We start from the raw sequence: 20,069 nt of genomic DNA, 5'->3' as shown, positions 1-20,069 counted from the left end.
CTTTGGAGAGTAAGAGTCACTTGTGCCTCACAGCATCTCCCTTTATGCTTGTTATTGTTATTTTTCAATACACTGTCTTAGCCAGTATTATGGTTTGAGAACAGCTTTCTAGGTTGAATATTATGTTTGAACAGTTAGTTGCCATTATCGCCCAATTGGGTAATATGCTTCGCCCTTGGGCATTTGATATTGCCACCGCTATGGTGGTGTGCCTGATTTTGGTGTTTTCCGCGGATGTAAACCGCATTTTAAGACGTCATCTCTTAGGATATTCTTTTGTACTGCGCACTTTCGTCTTTATCATTCTAAACGCTTTTGGTTATGGTCTTTTAATCATAAAAACAACACCTTGGGTAGCTAGGCATATTGTTGCCATGCCACCACATTGGATGTTTCTATTAATTGTTTCTATGTTTATTTTTATCGGCTATTGGGCTCAGCGAAACAACCAAGCTTGATCTTGTCACTGAAGCTTACTCAAAGTAGCCTTGGTAATTGAGCGAGGGTGTTTGAGTTAGGGCCTCCATAGCGCGATCGGGATAATTACTGAAAATACCATCAACTCCCATTTGCTTTAGAGCATGAATATCATCGCTATGGTCTACAGTATACACGTACACTTTTGCGCCCCTTTGGTGAGCATCGTCCACGAGTGCTTGGCTGATAAAACTGACATCTAAATGTAAAGAGTAAGCACGAAGTTGGCTCACTACTGTAGCCCCATCCAGTGGAATGCTGGCGAGTAGTGGGGCAACTAGAGCCTGAGGTAATGCGCGCTTAATGTCACTTAGATAGGGATGATTAAAGGAGGATATTAATAGCTGATCTTCAGTAAATCCTAGTTCACTCAACACTTTTGGGTATAAGTCGACTAAGGGCTGAACGGTATTTATCCCTTTTAATTCGATATTGACAGTGCAGCGTCCGGCAATCAGTTCCAGTATTTGCCACAATGTTGGTATGGGTTCGCCCTTTACGTTTATCCCAGCCAAATAATCTTTAGTCACAGTATGGATAACACCCGTACCCGAGCTTTTGTTATCTAGGCGTCTATCGTGAAAGACCACTAACTCGCCTTCAACATTATGTACATCTAATTCAATTGCTTTTGCACCTAGTTCTAGTGCTTTTGCCATTGCGGCTAAGGTGTTTTCGACCTGATAACCGCTAGCACCGCGGTGAGCAAAAATAAGCATTTTCTACTATCCTGTTAGCTTCTAATGATACCGACCTGATCCCGATTTTGACCATTTTTGATATGGATTTCCATCTGAGGGTAGGCGAGTTCTAAATTGTTTTCTTTCAGCTTTCTGGTAATTCGTTTATGCAAATCATGGCGTAGAGGCCAGCGAGACGACATTTCTTTAGCATAGGCGCGTACCTCGTAGTCTTGTGTATGTTTACCAAAGCCTGCGAACCAGACCTCAGGCTCTGGCGTTGGGAGTGCATCTTCACACTCCTGCACTGCTTGATAGAGGGTTGCTTCGACTTTTGCGGGATCAGAATCCCGTGCCACCGACACATAGACAATAACCCGAGTAATAGGATCTGATAATGACCAATTGATTAATTGCTCAGTAATAAATGCTTTGTTTGGAATGATAATTTCTTTTCTATCCCAATCGATAATCGTGGTCGCGCGGATTTGGATTTTACTGACGGTGCCCGTTAGCTCCCGGATAGTGACGGTATCGCCAATCCGTACAGGTTTTTCAAATAAAATAATCAAACCTGAAATAAAATTGGCAAAAATCTCTTGTAAACCAAAACCTAAACCAAGTGAGAGCGCCGCGATTAACCATTGCAGTTTGGACCATTCCATCCCTAGGTTTGAAAAGCCGATCAATAACCCTAAGAAGACCACTAAATAGCGGCTGACTGTGGTAATAGCAAAACCGGTGCCGGGTGAAAGCTCGAGCCGTTGGAGGATCATCAGTTCTAGCAAGCCGGGCAGATTTGTCGCGACCATTAATGAAAAGCCAACAACAATTAAACCAAACATGAGGGATTTCATTGTGATAGGTAGTTGTTGCTCTACCCCATTGACACTCGTGTTGGTTGTCCACAATGTTATGCCATCAAGGAAGGAGAATAATGCCGTATGGGTTTGAGTCCACAAGCCAATTAAACTGGCTAAAAAGGCCAATAAAAGTAATGAGCGAACAAGGCCTAATGATTGGCTCGAAATCGTTTCCAAGTCGACAACGGGTTCTTCATAGGTATCTTGGCCATCACTTGAGAGATGGTGTGTTTCGTGTTTTTCTCTTTGAGCTAATCGTTCTGCACGTTTAGCTTTTGCGCGATCAAACGCAATGCGTCGGCGCTCAATCAGCATCCAGCGTTTGATGAGTTGATATAAGAGTAAGAATCCCAAACCTAATACTAAGGAGAGTTGTAGTTGTAACAACATTTGAAACGCGGTGAAATAATAGCCTCTAAATGCAAGTCCAGCACTGAACAGAGGTACAACAATTAACAAAGCCCAAAGCATTTTTTGAAGGAGTTTTTTGTTTTTACCGTCCATCTTAGAATCGATATTTTGGCGATTTAACACAAAAATATCTTTATATAACAAGAATAAAATAATACAAAAAAGAATAAATGCCCCGCGCCCTATGCTATTACGAACCAAGGATGCATCGAGTACTTCAGTAAAACCCATTAAACCCAGTAGTGGGCTAGCCACTAATACAAAGTGCTTTAATCTAAATTGACCCGCTTGAATTAGTTTTGAAGGACGTCTGAAGTGACCGACAAGCACGCCTTTATCAAGAGCCAGTACAAAAATCAGACGATACAGTAGGTAAACTAATCCAATAACTAAAATTCCCATGCCAATGGCCTGCACGAAGTTGCGTTCGGACTGATAAAAAATCAATCCCGCAATCACAACGGGTAATGGCTTTATCAAGGCATAACAAACACTGCAAAGCAGGGCTTTTAGGGTATAAATAAACTTATCTTGCGTCACATTGCCAACATAGGTGGTGTAATGTGTTAGTAGCTGATTGAATTTAGGAGTAACCAGATCTTGGGTCATTAAACAAAGTATCAGCAATATAATCCACCAAGACCAATAATCATTTTGTTCTTGCCACGCTTTCGTGAGTTGTCCCCATTGCGCTGTTTGGGCTAACCAAATCGTGCTGCGTTGCACATCGGTAAACCATAGTTTATTGATGCTGGCAGCATTGGGAACCCAAAATAAGTGCTCATTTAGCGTATTTTTTAGGGTAAGATTTTGCTGGCTAAGTTGCTGATAATTAACTTTAAGTTTGCCAAGTTCACTTAAATATTGGTCATAGCTTTGCATTAACTGTGCAATAAGCGCTTGTTGGGAAGTTAACAGCTTAATTTGACTGTCATTATAGAGTCCTGATTGTCCTAACTCTTGGTCATTCAGGGCTTGTTGCTGCTCTAAATGGTATCTGTCTAAGCGCGCATCGGCGATTAAGGTTTGTAGCTTTTCATGGTTTGGAGGCTTAGGTAGCGATTGCAGCATTTGCAAAAAACGCTCCCCAAAAGCTGAGTTCATTTTGACCCAAGTAATTTGCTCTTGAATATTGGCGAGCTGCTTAGCTTGAGACTGATATTGGATCTCGGCTTGTTCTTGTTGCTCAACTACATTATTAATTTGTAAGGTTAATGTTTGTAATTTCTGACCGTAAATTTGATTGGTATCAGCAATGTTGCGTGTAACAGGATCTAACTCTTTGCTATCCGTATCGACTAGGTTTTTGGCAAGCGTTGCATCAGTTTGCTGCTGGCGCTGCTTATTAATTGCCTTATTGATTGTTTCAATGAGCACCTCTTGTTGGATTAATTGTTGGCGTACTAACTGTAATTTTAGTTGAGTTAATTCGATGCGCTTTTGACTACTCGCCAGCTCAGCCTCACTAGTTGCAAGGCTTTGCTCAAAGAAGAGTCGCTGGGTTTGTTGTAACTCGCCCGAAGGAGTATCTAAGGGGGCCAACTCCGTTTTTTTTATTCTGCACCACATTTTGTCTGGCAGTCGCGATCACCGAGGGTAAAAGATTGTGGCGTTGCAGCAATTCATTAACTTGGTTACCTAATGCAGCCTCGCTTTCTTTGAGCTCAGAAAGGTGTGAATAAGCGATTGATGCTTGCTGGCTAAGATCGGTGTTTTTTTTGAGTTTTAAGGGTTTTGAGGCTTCTTTTAACTTTTGGTTAATTTCTTTTTTATTATCTTCAAAGTCCAATTGTGCTTGTTGAAAACTGGCTGCATTGGCTGCCAGCTTATCTATGTTGTTCTTTAACTCTGTAATTTGCTCATCAATACCTGCGGTTTGCTGCTGATTTTTATTATTGAGTCCAAGACGTTTATCCAACTGTAGGGGAGAGTTGGCTTGGATAGAAAATGAGAGAAAAACAATAATGAACAATAAAATACGTGGCATATAGGCAGATATACTTAGGGACAAAAGACGCTCTCATCTTAGCCCAAAATAGGGCTAAATGGGTATGTTTCAGATCCTCTTTTTTCGTCTTAGTGATTGATGGGATTGATGGGTTTCAAAGATGGCGGTAGCGACTATGATAGTCCCCCCAAGAAGCGTATTAAGATTTAAGGTTTCACCTAAAATCATCAGTGCTAGCATTGCACCATAAAAAGGCTGTAAACACGAAACGAGGCCAACGGTTTTTGCGCTTAACTGCCTTAGGGCAGAAGTAAATAATGCATGTGGCGCAGCCGTAAATACGATGCCCAGTAAAATGATTAATTCCCATACATCCAATGTGATGCTATTCAGGGGCGTTTCATGCCAAGGCATAAGAAACACCGCCGCCACTAAGGTTTGGTAAAACATCGCATGCGGGCCGCTATATTGAGTAAAGTAGCGTTTCTGGAGCAGATTTCGTGCGGTAAATAACATGGCAGAGAGAATACCAATCGCGATACCTAAGGTTGTATCATTACTAAAATTTGCTTCAGGTATCAGTAAGATAACGCCAATAAAAACGAGGATCCCGCTTATCATATCGATTAACTTGATTTTATTACCAGTCAATAGCGGTTCAGCGATAACAGTCATTACTGGATAAGTGAAGAAGGCAATCATGCCAATAGCGACGGAGGAGAGTTGCATGGCGGCAAAGTAAGTCACCCAATGGAGGCTGACAATAATACCGAGTGCAATAGCAATCAGGTAATCGTGTTTGTGTTCTAAGCTGAGTGGTTTTCGGCTGAATTTAATCAATAAAGCCAAAATCAGTGCTGCGACGATACAACGCCAAAAGGTGATATCAAGGGCACTTAATGGAATTAATTTTGAAAACAAAGCTGTGCCACCAAACATCAGCACAGCTAAGTGTAATTCAATTAATCCCGAAGGTTTCGTTATTGACCCCAAGAACGGTTAGTCCGTTTACTTCGGATTATTAAGATTAGCAAAGGCTTGACCCATGCGTGTAACTGCTTCGGCTTCCACTCCTTCAGCGAAGGTATCGATAGCGTCTTTAGCAAATAACATGACGACAGTACTGCCTAACTTAAAGCGACCCATTTCATCGCCCTTGTCTAAGGTGATGGCATCAGGGCCAACCGTGGGATATTCCCAAGTAAAGACTTGCTTACCTGTCGGTGGCGTGATTGTGCCTGCCCAGACGGTTTCGATGCTGGCAACGATAGTGGCGCCGACTAATACCATGGCTAATGGGCCATGTTCGGTTTCAAAAATGGCGACCACACGTTCGTTACGGGCGAAAAGGCCGGGTACATGTCTTGCTGTTAGCGGATTAACCGAAAACAGCTCACCGGGAACGTAGGTCATTTTTGATAATGTACCTTTTATCGGCATGTGAATTCGGTGGTAGTCCTTCGGTGCTAAGTAGATTGTCGCAAAATCCCCGCCTTCAAAACGTTTGGCATCTTGAGCTTGATCGCCAAGTAAAGTGAGAGATGAGTAATGATGACCTTTTGCTTGGAAGATTCGACCTTCTTTTATTGGACCAAGTTGGCTAACGGCACCATCAACCGGATGCACCATAATATGCGTATGTTGATTTATCGGACGAATCCCCGGTTTTAATGCGCGGGTGAAAAAATCGTTAAAACTTTTATAGGCCTGTGGCTCGCTTTGTGCCGCTTCACTCATGTCGATTTTATATTGTTTGATAAACCATTTAATCGCCGCAGTTGTTAACGTGCCCGCTTCAGCCGCAGCCAGTTTACCCACTAGACGTGATAATAAATGTTTTGGCAGCATGTACTGCAGAGCAATTTTGACTTTATCCAATTTTAATTCCTTCTTCTTACTTTACTGCTCAAATTTTACTGAGACCGTTGTTATGTATCAATCAGTCGTTATTCATCGGTGGCCGCACGGAAATGCCGAGCATGGCGTTGCTCATCAAGGCTGGCGATAATCCGATGGTAATTGTTGAAGCGATCTTCGCTAATTTTACCTTCATCCACCGCAGTTTTTAATGCACAACCGGGATCATCACCATGTTTACAATCACGGAACTTACAGCCACCGAGAAACTCACGGAATTCAATAAAACACCAACCAACCCGTTGAGCAGGTAAGTGCCAAAGCGCAAATTCGCGTACACCGGGTGAGTCAATTAAATCGCCACCGCTGGCTAAATGTAGCAACTTAGCTGTGGTGGTGGTGTGTTGCCCTAGGCCTGAGTTATCTGACACATCACCCACTAATAAGTCTGCATCAGGTAGTAGCGCGTTGATTATCGAAGATTTCCCTACACCAGATTGTCCGGCAAATACACTGACCTTGTCTTTAAGTAAACCTTTGATGGTATCGATACCTTCACCTAACTTGCTACTGACTTTATACACAGGATAACCAATGTCCTGATAGCGTTTAAGTGCAGCTTCGATTACCGGTGCTTCTTGCGGATTTAATAGGTCAATTTTATTTAAAATAATGATAGGTGGAATATTGGTATCTTCGGCGGCGACTAAATAGCGGTCGATAATTTGGGTGGTAAAACTGGGTAACACTGAAGATACAATCAAGATTTGATCGATATTCGAAGCGATAATTTTTACGCCATCGTATAAATCGGGACGCGTAAGTGAAGATCGTCTCGGATGTACGGCTTCAACGATACCAGCAATGCCACTATTTGCTTGGCTCTCAATCGCTAAGCGTACGACGACCTTGTCACCAGTGACTAAGCTATTAATCGTACGGCGAATATTACATCGTACTATTTGGCCGTCTTCGGTTTCGATGTCGGCATGTTGGCCAAAACGGGAAATCACAGTGCCGCTCTGTTCGGCACCAAGTGAACTATCCTGTAGCTCTGGCGTATTTTTTTCACCGCTGTCACGATTGAGTCGTTTCTCGTGATTAGCGCGCATACGGCGTAATTGACCTTGGCTTAGGGGTTTCTTTTTACTCACTGATTCGTCTTCGTCAATTAGATTATTTTTTGTGTTGGAAAAAAGCAGTATGATACACGCTCTTGAATAAAAAAGCCTGAATTTAGGCTAACTGACATGATAAGGCTGATTTATGACGGCGAATGTAAATAATCTCATTTGGATCGATCTTGAAATGACGGGGCTAGAACCTGATGTCGACAGAATTATTGAAATTGCCACTTTAGTGACGGATCAAGAACTCAATATTATTGGTCAGGGCCCCGTAATTGCTATCCATCAGCCAGATGAAGTGCTGGCGGCAATGGATGATTGGAATCAAAAGCATCATGGTGAGTCTGGACTGATTGATCGCGTTCGAGCGAGCCAAGATAATGAAGCGCAAGCCGTGGCAAAGACCATTGCATTTTTAGAGCAATATGTGCCTAAGGGCGCTTCACCTATGTGTGGCAATAGCGTTGGTCAAGACCGACGTTTCCTCAATCGCTATATGCGCGAACTGGAGGATTATTTCCATTATCGCAATCTTGATGTGAGCACAGTAAAAGAACTGGTCAAGCGCTGGAGTCCAGAAATTATGGAGGGCTTTAAGAAGCAAAATACCCATCAAGCACTACAAGATATCCAAGAGTCGATTGCAGAATTACAGTATTACCGCAGCAAAGTATTTAAAATTTGACCGATTAGCAGATAAATCTGAAAGAAGGGGTTGCAGCCGCATGAATTTTTCATATAATGCGGCCTCGACTTTTTGATGCGAACGGATGTTCTAGTCATTTAGATTGAACGCGACATTAGCTCAGTTGATAAAGGTTGATAGGCGATACCTTTGTGAATGTTGAAGGCAAATGTAGCAGCGATGCAAAAGGCGACATTAGCTCAGTTGGTAGAGCGATACCTTGCCAAGGTATAGGTCATCGGTTCGAACCCGATATGTCGCTCCAAATTAAAATTTAGTGATTTACCAAATCATTAATACAGATTATGCGACATTAGCTCAGTTGATAAAGGTTGATAAGCGATACCTTTGTGAATGTTGAAGGCAAATGTGACAGCGATAATTATGCGACATTAGCTCAGTTGGTAGAGCGATACCTTGCCAAGGTATAGGTCATCGGTTCGAACCCGATATGTCGCTCCAAATTAAAACTTAGTGATTCACCAGATCATTAATACAGATTATGCGACATTAGCTCAGTTGGTAGAGCGATACCTTGCCAAGGTATAGGTCATCGGTTCGAACCCGATATGTCGCTCCAAATTCCAATCTCTAAATGTCAATCCAACATTAGCTCAGTTGCGCTCTTAATATGGCGGTACCTTCTTTTTTCCAAGGTATAGGTCATCGGTTCGAACCGCTCTTGATCAAAATCACGTCACTCCAATTTTTTTATCAAATCTTTTCATAAATATAATCAATCTACATTTTGTTGATGTACCTAATTTTGCGGTTCTTCAAGCTAGCACTCTATCAGTCACAGTGAGTAAGTTCGGGTTTTAGCAACAGTTTTAGTCTGTGATGGATGCAAGCGTTGGTGAGGCTGCGAGCAAACCTTTTCTTTTTAACTTGTTTTTTCATTTTATGGAAAATAAAACACAGAGTTTAATGCGTGATCTGCGCTGTGTTTCTTCAAGTTTTCCTAAATTAGATGTATTTTGGAAAGGCAAATTATGACCTTGTTCAAATAATCGTAATGCGTTTACTTACATAATGGTTCCAGACAAAGTTAATAGCGCCAAGTTGTTGGCCTGACAGTGGAGTGCTTTATATGCGTATTCAACAATTACGTGATCTACTTGAGTATGTGGCAAATTGCCGCTTAGATATGGCGCAACTCTATGGCCGTCTTATCAATCAAGCCGACTCGGCCCGAGTTAAAATGATGCTAGAGTATTTTGAGTCGCACCAAAAAACCATGGCTGAGAAACTGCGCGACTATATGGACGAAGCACCACATCGTATTCTTGATACTTGGTATAAAGACTTTACTTTTGAAGATTTTACTAAGCGTTGCCAAGATACTATGTTGCCTGCAAACATGAATGAAGACGATGTGCTCAATTTGCACTTAGATTTAGAAAATCGTCTGATAGGCTTGTTAGAAAAAACCGTTAACTCAACCACTGCGGAAGATGCGCGTAATGCGTTAGCCAATTTGATCCGCGTAGAAAAAACGCAACAGCAACGTCTAGTGCATAGCACCATTCGGATGGATGATATCTAGATCTCCTGCACGCCATTCTCTCAACAAAGCCAGCATAGTGCTGGCTTTGTTGTCTTTATATGCATCGCAAATTCGTGGATTGCGAGACTTTAAGCGCATTTTCGCGCATCAACTGATTTACGTCATGATTTTATAAAGCAAATTTTGCTACTTTCTTGGACTATTGGTTGATTTTAACTTCGACTTTCTCAACAGGGATATCAGATTGATAGGTTGCCATCATTTAAGAGCTTGGTGGCAAATTTACAGTGTCTCACCTTGAAATTCATTCTTAATAGCGCAGGAGATCCTCTATGGCACAAGATTTATCTAGACTACCCACAGCGCTTTATACCCAGCAACAAGTTAGGGAAGCTGAATTACTCGCTGTTTCACAGGGTGCAGCGACACTTTATGAGTTGGTTGAGAGGGCGGGATATGCGGCGTTTCAATATTTAGCAAAACATATTGCAACAGAGCATGGTACAGCATCAACTCCTCTGCTTATGCTTGTTGGCAGTGGTAACAATGGTGCTGATGCCTTAGTCTGTGCACGCCTCGCACTCGAAGCGGGTAATACTGTTTCTGTGATGCTGACTAAAACGACAGGTAGTGTGGAGTATGAGCGGGCACTCACAGCCTACGTTAACCAAGGTGGTTTAACTCAAGAAATCGATATTAATCTGATTTCACAAGCTGAAATCATCGTGGATGGTTTATTAGGTACGGGTGTGAAAGGTGAAGTGCGTGATGACACCGCTAAATTAATCAATGCTATTAATCAAAGTACAGCTTGGGTGCTTAGCCTCGATTTGCCTTCAGGAATTAATCCGGATACGGGTGCTGTGGCTAATGTTGCTGTAATGGCAGATGTTACCCTCTGTTTTGGGGGGATCAAGCAAGGTTTACTTACCAGTAAAGCACGGCATCATAGTGGACTTATCGAGTTTGCCGAATTAGGTTTAACCCCATTTTTTACCCAATCCAGCGCGCAACGTGTTGGGCGTGAAATCCTGAAGGATTACTTTGCGGCTCGGGCACGAGATAGTCATAAAGGTCAGTCAGGCAAGGTCACTGTTATTGGCGGTGACTTTGGTATGGCAGGTGCGATTCGTCTTGCGAGCGAGGCTTGTTTGCGTGCAGGAGCAGGACTTGTAACTGTAATTAGCCGTCCTGAACATCAACTCACTGTGAATGTTTCTCGCCCTGAATTGATGTTTTGGGGCTGCGATCTGGTTGATATGGAAGTCTATCTTCGCCTCGGTTGGGCGCAGGTCATAGTACTTGGGCCAGGCTTGGGTAAGCATGACTGGGGTTATAATTTGTTTAAGGCAGCAGGGTTGAGTGATAAACCCTGTGTACTAGATGCCGATGCGTTAAATCTTCTTAGCCATGAACCTCGTCGTCAAAGTAACTGGGTACTGACACCGCATCCCGGTGAAGCTGCTCGTTTACTTGGTTGCTCTGTCGCTGAAATCGAGCAGGATAGATTTGCTGCGGTGCTTGCAATGCAGCAAAAATATGGTGGAGTTGTGTTATTAAAAGGCGCAGGAACTGTGATTTATGATGGTAAAACCATGGTCGTTGCACCTGTGGGTAATCCCGGCCTTGCAAGTGGTGGGTGTGGGGATGTGTTATCTGGTATTATAGGCGCGCTCATGGCACAAGGTATGGATAATATGCAGGCAACAATTGTCGCCGTAGTTGTCCATGGTTGTGCTGCCGATCTTGCGGCTACACAGGGTGAGCGCGGTATGTTAGCAAGTGATTTAATGCCTTTTATTCGCCAATTAGTGAATAGTGATTTACTCTAGGCGATATGTGAGACTCAAGTGCTGAAGATGGTTGATTTTTGTGCTTGAGTTGCTTCCTCCATTACTAACAGCAGTGATATAAGCGGAAATGATAGAGTTAACCTTTTTCTTAAATAATGAAGACGACACTATTGCGGTAGGGCAGCAACTGGCTCGCTATATTAAAGCGCCGTTAACTCTTTATTTAACGGGTGATTTAGGCGCAGGAAAAACGACACTGAGTCGAGGGTTAATTCAAGGGCTTGGTCATCAAGGGGCGGTAAAAAGTCCTACATACACACTCGTTGAACCTTATGAACTTAACGGTGTCGAAATTTATCATTTTGATTTGTATCGCCTCAACGATCCTGAAGAACTCGAATTTATGGGGATCCGCGATTACTTTTCAGATAAGAGTCTTTGCATAGTGGAATGGCCCGATAAAGGGGAAGGTTTACTGCCAGATGCCGATATCCATTTGCATTTGAGTTATGTAAATTCGGGCCGTGAAATCCATATTCAAGCCCTGTCTAAATCAGGTGAAAAGTTATTAGCTGCGATAAAATAAAAACAACAATGACTAAAATTAATCACTATTTTCATCTTATTACTCTTTTTTTATGCACTTTTTTTACTGTATCTGCCCATGGGGCAAATCGATTAGAAGGTGTGCGTATTTGGGCTGCCCCTGAATCGACCCGTGTAGTGTTTGATCTCAGTGAAGCGCCGAACTATACCTATTTTTCAATAGAAGGGCCTAACCGTTTAGTGGTCGATCTTAAAAAGACTTCAACTAAACTCACCCTTAAAAATATCGACAATAACAGCAAGCTCGTTAAAGGGGTGCGCATTAGTCAATCTCCAACGAAGGGTGATTTGCGTTTGGTGATTGACCTTGTAAAGCCTCTTAATGCTAACTTGTTTTCACTTCCCGTTACGGCTCCCTATGGTAATCGTCTTGTAGTTGACCTTGAAGATAAAACGGTCACACTGGCACCACCTGCCGCCAGCTCAACTCCAGTTAAAAAGTCCGTTACTCAAAGTATGCAATCCTCCCGCGATATTGTAATTGCTATCGATGCTGGACATGGTGGTGACGACCCCGGCTCAATTGGTCCATCGGGCCTTTATGAGAAAAAAGTGGTATTCGAAATTTCTCGGCGCCTTGCGAGTAAAATTAACGACACCCCTGGAATGCGTGCCGTTATGATCCGCAGTGGCGACTACTTTGTTAATTTAAATAAGCGCTCTGAACTTGCCCGCAACAGTAAAGCTGATTTGCTGATTTCTATCCATGCGGATGCGTTTACTTCGCCCAATCCTCGCGGTGCGTCTGTGTGGGTATTGTCTATGCGTCGTGCAAACAGTGAAATTGGTCGCTGGTTGGAGCAAAAAGAAAAGCATTCTGAACTACTTGGCGGTGCGGGGGAAATTATCCAAAATACCGATAATGAACAATATCTTGCTATGACATTACTCGATATGTCGATGAACAGTTCTATGGCTATTGGTCATGCGGTTGCGGGGGATATTCTCAAGGATTTAGGCGCTGTGACGACGTTGCATAAAAGTCGGCCCGAATCAGCCAGTTTTGCAGTGCTAAAGTCACCGGATATCCCCTCAATTTTGGTTGAGACTGGCTTTATTTCTAATCCAAAGGAAGAGCGACTCTTATCCAGTCACCAACACCAAGAAAGTATTGCAACAGCTATTTATAAAGGGGTTAGCCGATATTTCCATAGCAATCCGCCGGCAGATACTCTGATAGCCAAACAAAATGGGGCAAGGCCGAGTCCTATATCTAGTTCTAAATCAGCATCTACAGGAATAAGTTCAAGGCCAAGTGTTAGATCTTCTGGTACGGTCAAACATAAAGTCAGCCGCGGTGAATCGCTTTCAGCCATTGCGCAGCGTTATCAAGTCCCAATGTCGAGTATTAAACGTGCGAATGGGATGAAAACCGATGTAGTGCAACTAGGGCAAACACTCGTTATTCCTGAGAGTTAGAATGGAAAAATCTATGGGTATTCAGATCTTACCGCCGCAATTAGCCAACCAGATCGCCGCGGGCGAAGTGGTTGAAAGGCCCGCCTCAGTGGTTAAAGAGTTGGTTGAAAATAGCCTTGATGCGGGTGCGACTCGAATTGATATTGAAATCGATAAAGGCGGCAGTAAGCTGATTAAAATTCGGGATAATGGCTCCGGAATTCCTAAGGAAGAACTGACCTTGGCCTTATCACGCCATGCGACGTCAAAGTTACATTCATTGGATGATCTTGAGGCCATACTCAGTTTTGGATTTTGCGGCGAAGCGCTCGCGAGTATAAGCTCGGTTTCACGTTTGACTTTAACCTCTCGCACTGCTGAACAAACCGAAGCATGGCAAGCCTATGCGGAAGGTGTTGATATGGCAGTTAAAATTATGCCAGCAGCACATCCCGTAGGCTCCACAATTGAAGCCGTTGATTTATTTTTTAATACCCCAGCAAGACGGCGCTTTTTAAAGAGTGATAAAACCGAATTTACTCACATTGACGAGTGGTTAAAGCGTATTGCTCTAGTGCGTGGCGATATCCATTTTACGCTGACGCATAATGGTAAACTTGTGCGTAATTACCGCCCAGCGGTAAATGAATCCCAATACTTACAGCGTTTAACGCAGGTGTCAGGGCGACAGTTTGCGGAACACGCTTTAAAAATTGAGTGCCAACACGATGATTTACGACTAAGCGGTTATTTGCAATCGCCTTGGTCGACCGTGTTAACGGACACTCACTATTTTTATGTAAATGGTCGTTTAATTCGCGACCGTTTAGTGAATCATGCAGTGCGCCAAGCTTTTGCACACAAAGCCGAAATTGAACAACCCGGTTATGTGTTGATGTTAGAAATTGATCCCCATCAGGTGGATGTGAATGTGCATCCCGCTAAGCATGAAGTTCGATTCCATCAGAGTCGTTATGTTCATGATTATATTTTACAAGCATTACAATCGGCCCTCGAAGAGGCGGGGGAACTCTGCCTTACGGACAATGGTAATTTAACCGAACCTGAAGCTGCATGTATGGATACACAGTGCGCTAAGGCGATTGAACCCTCAGGATTATTTGAACTTGCAAGTATCAGTGATCAAACTGACAAGATTGAACGTATTCGAGACGCAAGCCCTGTTACGGCTTCTCAGGAGCGATTCACTGAGTCTCCCCAAGCGCAAGCCGTGACATCAGTTCGTTCAGGTTTTGGCATCCAGAAAAATGCTTTTGGCAGTATGGCACAGCCAAGAGATAGCCATTACCGCAGTTTTTCAGGTGGTGAAGCTCGGCAGCGCGCTGAATTACCTTCAAAGTCGGCAATAGTGAGTTATGGTGCTTTATTGCAAACACCATCTTATAACGTAAAAGATAAAGATTATCAGCCAGTAGCCCCTATGCCACCTATTTTAGATGGCCAATATTGGGTCGTCGTCGAAGCAAATCATCTTCGTCTTTTACCCATAAAATCAGTCGCATTGGCAACTCGCGCCCAAGAAATAGAAGCTAAGCTGGCAACGGGTCTCATTGGTCAACCATTGTTGATGCCGGTATCAGTTGTAGCCGATCCAGACTGGCAATCATTGCTCGATGAAAATGAGCAATTAATACGTCAAATAGGCTTAGAACTTACAATTCGTTACCAGCAGTTGATAATTAAAAAAGTGCCCCCATATCTGAGGGAAAGCCAATTAGCGAAGCTGATACCAGAGTGGTTACAATCGCTGCGTTTTGAAACGCCATCGCCCAATGCATTGGCTAAGTGGTTGGCAAAACAAAGTTTAAGTGGATTTGTGTCGGCACCAGAAATCTGGGCGGCTTTTTCCTTGCTAACGGATGAAACAAGACAGCATATTGCTAATCAAGCGATATCCTTACCTTGGCAATCATGGCTAGAAGAGTAATAAGTGAATACAGAATTGCTGCCTAAAGTGTTATTTCTTATGGGGCCTACTGCCTCTGGAAAAACGGCTTTAGCACTAGAATTAGCCGAAAACCATAACTGCGAGATTATCTCAGTTGATTCTGCACTCATTTATCGCGGTATGGATATTGGTAGTGCAAAACCTTCTATAGAGGAGTTAGCGCGCGGGCCACATAGATTGATTGATATTCGCGATCCTAGCGAGAGCTATTCTGCCGCCGATTTTAGAGCAGATGCTTTAGCTGAAATTGAGCAAATTATTCGCATGGGGAAAACACCATTACTCGTTGGTGGAACCATGATGTATTTTAAGGCGCTATTAGAAGGGTTATCACCGCTTCCGAGTGCCGATGACGCCATTCGTGCCGACATTCAGGCGGAGGCTGATGCGAAAGGATGGGAAACCTTGCATGACCAATTACGGGATATTGATCCCGTGTCGGCGGAAAGAATTCATCCTAATGATCCACAAAGGCTTTCAAGAGCGCTGGAAGTCTATAGAATAAGCGGTAAGAGTTTAACTGAGCTTACACAGACTAAGTCTGCACCTTTAGCTTACGATGTGGTGCAATTTGCCATTGCACCGCGAGAGCGTAAAGTATTACATGACTTAATTGCGCAGCGTTTTCGCATAATGTTACAGCAAGGTTTTATTGGCGAAGTGACTCAACTTAAGGCAAGGGGAGACTTACATTTAGATTTGCCATCAATGCGTTGTGTTGGATATCGGCAATGTTGGCAACATCTCGATGGAGAATTCGACTATGATACTATGGTCGAAAAAGCAGTTGCAGCTACTAGGCAATTAGCGAAGCGTCAATTAACATGGTTACGTAGTTGGCCAGAGTTAAATTGGCTTGAAAGTGGTGCTGAGGGGAATTTAGTTACACTTATGCGTCATTGCCGCTAGCTTATTAGCCCTTGCTGTATAATACTAAAACTAAACAAAAAACTTCACTGATATAGATTTATTTTTATAAATTAAAAAGGAAATAATAAAATGGCTAAGGGGCAATCTTTACAAGACCCATTTTTGAACGCACTACGCCGCGAGCGCGTTCCTGTATCAATTTACTTAGTAAACGGCATTAAACTCCAAGGACAGGTAGAGTCGTTTGATCAATTTGTCATTCTGTTGAAAAACACAGTGAGCCAAATGGTATACAAGCACGCTATTTCTACGGTTGTTCCTGCTCGCCCATTCAATGTCACTGGTCACCAAAATGCCCAGGGTGGATATGGTCCGCAAGACGATGTGCCTAGTGGCGAATAAGCGTTATTTGAGGAGTTTGCTTCTTGTTTGATCGTTATGAGGCGGGAGAAACAGCGGTTCTTGTCCATATCGACTTTTCCGATGAGGAACGCCGAGAAGACTTAGTCGAACTGCAGCTATTAGTTGAATCAGCTGGAGCACGCTCTGTCGGGGTCATTACTGGAAGTCGACGCTCTCCAGATCGTAAGTTTTTTGTGGGATCTGGAAAAGCCGAAGAGTTAGCCGCACTTGTGGCTGCTACTGAGGCGAATGTGGTTATTTTCAATCACGCGTTGAGTCCAGCTCAAGAGCGTAATCTTGAGCAAGTATGTCAGTGTCGTGTACTCGATCGCACTACGCTTATTCTTGATATTTTTGCCCAGCGTGCACGAACCCACGAAGGTAAGTTGCAGGTGGAGCTAGCGCAATTGCGCCACATGTCAACTCGTCTGGTGCGAGGTTGGACTCACCTTGAGCGTCAAAAAGGCGGTATTGGTTTACGTGGTCCAGGGGAAACTCAACTCGAAACCGATAGACGCCTTCTTAGGGGCCGCATTAAAAATATCAATAAACGCTTAGAGCGGGTTGATAAACAGCGTGAGCAGAGCCGACGAGCACGTAAACGCAGTGAAATGCCAACGGTGTCATTAGTCGGCTATACAAATGCGGGTAAATCTACGTTATTTAATGCGCTAACTTCATCCGATGTTTATGCCGCAGATCAGCTATTTGCTACGCTCGATCCAACGCTTAGAAAGTTAGATTTACCCGATGGTGCCGTTATTTTAGCTGACACCGTTGGATTTATTCGCCATTTGCCACATGATCTCGTTGCCGCTTTTAAGGCGACATTGCAAGAGACACGTCAGGCCGAACTATTGCTGCATATCGTTGATTGTGCAGATGAAAATATGGCGGATAATTTTGAACAAGTGCAATCTGTCCTGAAAGACATCGAAGCCGATGAAGTTATGCAATTAATTGTGTGTAACAAAATCGATTTACTCGAAGATGTTACGCCTCGAATTGAGTATGATGATCAAGGCAAACCCATTCGAGTTTGGGTTTCAGTACAGAAGCGTTTGGGATTTGATTTGCTGTTGAAAGCGATTACCGAGCTTATCGGTGAGGTGATTAGGGAGCTTACACTTAGAATTCCGGCAACTGCTGGACATTATCTTGGCCAGTTTTATCGACTGGATGCGATACAGCAGAAAGAGTACGACGATCTGGGGAACTGTATTTTGTCTGTTCGTTTATCGGACGCCGATTGGCGCCGGTTAGCTAAACAGAGTCAGGGTGAGTTAGAAACCTTTATCTTCGATGCGTCGATAGAAAAGGCTGTTTGTTAATAATCTAATTTATTTCATCCACTTATGGAGTGCTAAATGGCTTGGAATGAGCCCGGTAACAAGGGTAATGATCCTTGGGGAAATAAAGGTGGTAACGACAAAGGACCACCGGACCTTGATGAGGTTTTTCGTAATCTTTCAAAGCGCTTTGGCGGCAAAGGGACTGGTTCAGGCCAATCTTTTAGTTCGCTAAGCTTAATCATCATACTTGCCATTGCTTTAGCTGTTTGGGGACTCTCGGGTTTTTATACAATTAAAGAGGCCGAGCGTGGTGTGGCATTGCGCTTTGGTAAACACATTGGTGAGATTGGGCCAGGACTTCACTGGAAAGCGACTTTTATTGATGAAATTTATCCCGTCGACATTCAATCGGTTCGCTCTATTCCTGCGTCTGGTAGTATGCTGACGTCCGATGAAAACGTCGTGAAGGTAGAACTCGATGTACAGTATCGAATTTTAGATGCTTATTCATACCTGTTCAGTGCTGTCGATGCGAACGCCAGCTTACGTGAAGCAACAGATAGCGCCCTGCGTTATGTGATTGGTCACAATAAGATGGATGATATTTTAACGACGGGTCGTGATGCTATTCGCCGCGATACGTGGAAAGAATTAGAACGTATCCTTGAACCATACAAATTGGGTCTCTCGGTTGTGGATGTTAACTTCTTACCGGCACGTCCACCTGAAGAAGTGAAAGATGCTTTCGATGATGCGATTTCTGCCCAGGAAGATGAACAGCGTTTTATTCGTGAAGCTGAAGCTTATGCCCGTGAGATTGAACCTAAAGCGCGTGGTGAAGTTGAGCGCATGGCACAACAAGCTAATGCTTATAAAGAACGTGAAATCTTAGAGGCTCGCGGTAAAGTGGCTCGTTTCGAGTTGTTGTTACCTGAGTATCAAGCATCGCCAGAGGTAACCCGTAAGCGTTTGTATCTTGATACAATGCAACAAGTGATGACAGATACAAACAAAGTACTTATTGATGCTAAGAACAATGGTAACTTGATGTACTTGCCGTTAGATAAGTTAATGAAAGAGAAGCCTGCGACACCTGAACTTGAGCCTAAACCTCAGCAGAATGTCAATTCTTCATCTGTATCAACGACTCGCATTAGTAGTGAGCCTTTGAGTGGACGTCCGTCCCGCGATGATCGTACTCGCCAAGGGAGGGATTAATTCATGGGTAGATTAGGTATTATTCTTATCGCCATCGTTTTAGGTGTTGTCCTATCTTCTGTGATGGTTGTGAGTGAAGGTGAGCGAGCTATCGTCGCACGTTTCGGCGAAATCGTGAAAGATAACGTTGATGGCAAACCTATGACTCGCGTTTTCGGTCCTGGATTACACTTTAAAGTGCCAGTGATTGATAAAGTTAAGTTACTTGATGCTCGTATTCAGACATTGGACGGTGCTGCGGATCGTTTCGTTACCTCAGAGAAGAAAGATCTGATGGTGGATTCCTACGTTAAATGGCGCATTTATGATTTCGAAAAATACTACCTGTCCACAAATGGTGGTATTAAAGCGAATGCAGAATCGCTATTACAACGTAAGATAAACAACGATTTACGTACTGAGTTTGGTCGCCGCACTATCAGAGAAATTGTTTCAGGTAAGCGCGATGAATTGCAGAACGATGCGCTCGCAAATGCATCTGAAAGTGCAAAAGACTTAGGTATTCAGGTTGTTGACGTACGTGTAAAGCAAATCAATTTACCTGCGAACGTCAGTAACAGTATCTATCAACGTATGCGTGCCGAACGTCAGGCTGTGGCAAAAGAGCATAGAGCACAGGGTAAAGAGCAATCTGAAATTATCCGTGCGACTATTGACGCTAATGTCACCGTTAAGATTGCTGAAGCTGAACGTAAAGCACTCACTATTCGTGGTGAAGGGGATGCATTAGCCGCAAAGATTTATGCTGATGCTTACAACAAAGATCCTGAATTTTTTGGTTTTATGCGTAGTTTAGAGGCTTATCGTGCAAGTTTCTCTGGTAATTCAGATATCATGGTCTTAGAGCCTGATAGTGAGTTCTTCAAATATATGAAGAGTACATCACCTAAGAAGTAATACGATATAAAGCTCATTTTAATAGGCCCTGTTTTGCAGGGCCTATTTTTTATCTCAAGTTGATAGAGT

Annotated in this window: 16 protein-coding genes, 3 tRNA genes and 1 pseudogene; 15 read left to right on the top strand and 5 right to left on the bottom strand. The window is 43.3% G+C overall.

Annotated elements, in window-relative coordinates; all coding sequences use genetic code 11:
• The first annotated feature begins 122 nt into the window (after positions 1-122).
• Positions 123-458 carry a DUF3392 domain-containing protein gene (locus tag JEZ96_RS16410; protein WP_011788029.1) on the top strand — a complete coding sequence of 112 codons (336 nt, stop codon included), beginning with the start codon at positions 123-125 and terminating at the stop codon, positions 456-458.
• A gap of 15 nt (positions 459-473) precedes the next feature.
• Here JEZ96_RS16410 and JEZ96_RS16405 read toward each other — a convergent pair whose 3' ends face one another.
• The 5 genes and pseudogenes from JEZ96_RS16405 to rsgA all read right to left on the bottom strand — a co-directional run bounded on the left by JEZ96_RS16405 (position 474) and on the right by rsgA (position 7,390).
• Entirely contained in the window at positions 474-1,196 is a 723-nt protein-coding gene (locus tag JEZ96_RS16405) for a glycerophosphodiester phosphodiesterase (RefSeq protein ID WP_115017073.1), read from the bottom strand.
• Between the two features lie 14 nt (positions 1,197-1,210).
• A pseudogene (locus JEZ96_RS16400) lies at positions 1,211-4,418 on the bottom strand (mechanosensitive ion channel domain-containing protein).
• A gap of 69 nt (positions 4,419-4,487) precedes the next feature.
• Positions 4,488-5,372, bottom strand: a complete 885-nt coding sequence (locus tag JEZ96_RS16395; RefSeq protein ID WP_014611362.1) for a DMT family transporter — start codon at positions 5,370-5,372, stop codon at positions 4,488-4,490.
• Between the two features lie 15 nt (positions 5,373-5,387).
• Positions 5,388-6,257: an archaetidylserine decarboxylase gene (gene asd / locus JEZ96_RS16390; RefSeq protein ID WP_011788033.1), complete on the bottom strand. Its 870-nt coding sequence runs from the start codon at positions 6,255-6,257 to the stop codon at positions 5,388-5,390.
• Positions 6,258-6,325: 68 nt separating this feature from the next.
• Positions 6,326-7,390 carry a small ribosomal subunit biogenesis GTPase RsgA gene (gene rsgA / locus JEZ96_RS16385; RefSeq protein WP_011788034.1) on the bottom strand — a complete coding sequence of 355 codons (1,065 nt, stop codon included), beginning with the start codon at positions 7,388-7,390 and terminating at the stop codon, positions 6,326-6,328.
• 112 nt (positions 7,391-7,502) lie between these two features.
• Here rsgA and orn point away from each other — a divergent pair, with 112 nt between their 5' ends.
• The 14 genes from orn to hflC all read left to right on the top strand — a co-directional run bounded on the left by orn (position 7,503) and on the right by hflC (position 20,000).
• Entirely contained in the window at positions 7,503-8,048 is a 546-nt protein-coding gene (gene orn, locus JEZ96_RS16380; RefSeq protein WP_011788035.1) for an oligoribonuclease, read from the top strand.
• A gap of 189 nt (positions 8,049-8,237) precedes the next feature.
• A tRNA-Gly gene (locus tag JEZ96_RS16375) sits at positions 8,238-8,313 on the top strand.
• A 121-nt stretch (positions 8,314-8,434) separates the two neighbouring features.
• A tRNA-Gly gene (locus tag JEZ96_RS16370) sits at positions 8,435-8,510 on the top strand.
• Positions 8,511-8,552: 42 nt separating this feature from the next.
• Positions 8,553-8,628: transfer RNA gene (locus tag JEZ96_RS16365), tRNA-Gly, on the top strand.
• A gap of 510 nt (positions 8,629-9,138) precedes the next feature.
• A complete protein-coding gene (locus JEZ96_RS16360; protein ID WP_011788036.1) occupies positions 9,139-9,594 on the top strand; it encodes a ferritin family protein in 456 nt (151 codons plus the stop codon).
• 293 nt (positions 9,595-9,887) lie between these two features.
• Complete coding sequence (locus tag JEZ96_RS16355; RefSeq protein ID WP_198779820.1) at positions 9,888-11,387, top strand: NAD(P)H-hydrate dehydratase; 1,500 nt, start codon at positions 9,888-9,890, stop codon at positions 11,385-11,387.
• A gap of 88 nt (positions 11,388-11,475) precedes the next feature.
• Positions 11,476-11,934 (top strand): tRNA (adenosine(37)-N6)-threonylcarbamoyltransferase complex ATPase subunit type 1 TsaE, encoded by a 459-nt coding sequence (gene tsaE, locus JEZ96_RS16350; protein ID WP_025007508.1) that lies wholly within the window; start codon positions 11,476-11,478, stop codon positions 11,932-11,934.
• A gap of 8 nt (positions 11,935-11,942) precedes the next feature.
• Positions 11,943-13,373, top strand: a complete 1,431-nt coding sequence (locus JEZ96_RS16345; protein WP_011788039.1) for an N-acetylmuramoyl-L-alanine amidase — start codon at positions 11,943-11,945, stop codon at positions 13,371-13,373.
• A 1-nt stretch (position 13,374) separates the two neighbouring features.
• On the top strand, positions 13,375-15,300 hold the full coding sequence (gene mutL, locus JEZ96_RS16340) for a DNA mismatch repair endonuclease MutL (protein ID WP_375154830.1): 1,926 nt from the start codon (positions 13,375-13,377) through the stop codon (positions 15,298-15,300).
• A 3-nt stretch (positions 15,301-15,303) separates the two neighbouring features.
• The gene (gene miaA, locus JEZ96_RS16335) at positions 15,304-16,230 is read left to right on the top strand and encodes a tRNA (adenosine(37)-N6)-dimethylallyltransferase MiaA (protein ID WP_082785955.1); all 927 of its coding nucleotides are present in this window, start codon (positions 15,304-15,306) and stop codon (positions 16,228-16,230) included.
• A gap of 90 nt (positions 16,231-16,320) precedes the next feature.
• The gene (gene hfq / locus JEZ96_RS16330) at positions 16,321-16,593 is read left to right on the top strand and encodes an RNA chaperone Hfq (RefSeq protein WP_011788042.1); all 273 of its coding nucleotides are present in this window, start codon (positions 16,321-16,323) and stop codon (positions 16,591-16,593) included.
• Between the two features lie 23 nt (positions 16,594-16,616).
• Complete coding sequence (gene hflX, locus JEZ96_RS16325) at positions 16,617-17,924, top strand: ribosome rescue GTPase HflX (protein ID WP_128090238.1); 1,308 nt, start codon at positions 16,617-16,619, stop codon at positions 17,922-17,924.
• 36 nt (positions 17,925-17,960) lie between these two features.
• Complete coding sequence (gene hflK, locus JEZ96_RS16320; RefSeq protein ID WP_014611356.1) at positions 17,961-19,103, top strand: FtsH protease activity modulator HflK; 1,143 nt, start codon at positions 17,961-17,963, stop codon at positions 19,101-19,103.
• A 3-nt stretch (positions 19,104-19,106) separates the two neighbouring features.
• Positions 19,107-20,000: a protease modulator HflC gene (gene hflC, locus JEZ96_RS16315; protein ID WP_011788045.1), complete on the top strand. Its 894-nt coding sequence runs from the start codon at positions 19,107-19,109 to the stop codon at positions 19,998-20,000.
• Positions 20,001-20,069: the final 69 nt, after the last annotated feature.

The organism is Shewanella putrefaciens, assembly GCF_016406325.1.
GTDB lineage: Bacteria > Pseudomonadota > Gammaproteobacteria > Enterobacterales > Shewanellaceae > Shewanella > Shewanella putrefaciens.
This window is presented reverse-complemented; position numbering and strand designations above follow the sequence as displayed.

Coding starts and splice junctions, on each gene's coding strand:
- JEZ96_RS16410 (WP_011788029.1), top strand. CDS start 123: ATGTTTGAACAGTTAGTTGCCATTATCGCCCAATTGGGTAATATGCTT.
- JEZ96_RS16405 (WP_115017073.1), bottom strand. CDS start 1,196: ATGCTTATTTTTGCTCACCGCGGTGCTAGCGGTTATCAGGTCGAAAAC.
- orn (WP_011788035.1), top strand. CDS start 7,503: ATGACGGCGAATGTAAATAATCTCATTTGGATCGATCTTGAAATGACG.
- JEZ96_RS16360 (WP_011788036.1), top strand. CDS start 9,139: ATGCGTATTCAACAATTACGTGATCTACTTGAGTATGTGGCAAATTGC.
- JEZ96_RS16355 (WP_198779820.1), top strand. CDS start 9,888: ATGGCACAAGATTTATCTAGACTACCCACAGCGCTTTATACCCAGCAA.
- tsaE (WP_025007508.1), top strand. CDS start 11,476: ATGATAGAGTTAACCTTTTTCTTAAATAATGAAGACGACACTATTGCG.
- JEZ96_RS16345 (WP_011788039.1), top strand. CDS start 11,943: ATGACTAAAATTAATCACTATTTTCATCTTATTACTCTTTTTTTATGC.
- mutL (WP_375154830.1), top strand. CDS start 13,375: ATGGAAAAATCTATGGGTATTCAGATCTTACCGCCGCAATTAGCCAAC.
- hfq (WP_011788042.1), top strand. CDS start 16,321: ATGGCTAAGGGGCAATCTTTACAAGACCCATTTTTGAACGCACTACGC.
- hflK (WP_014611356.1), top strand. CDS start 17,961: ATGGCTTGGAATGAGCCCGGTAACAAGGGTAATGATCCTTGGGGAAAT.
- hflC (WP_011788045.1), top strand. CDS start 19,107: ATGGGTAGATTAGGTATTATTCTTATCGCCATCGTTTTAGGTGTTGTC.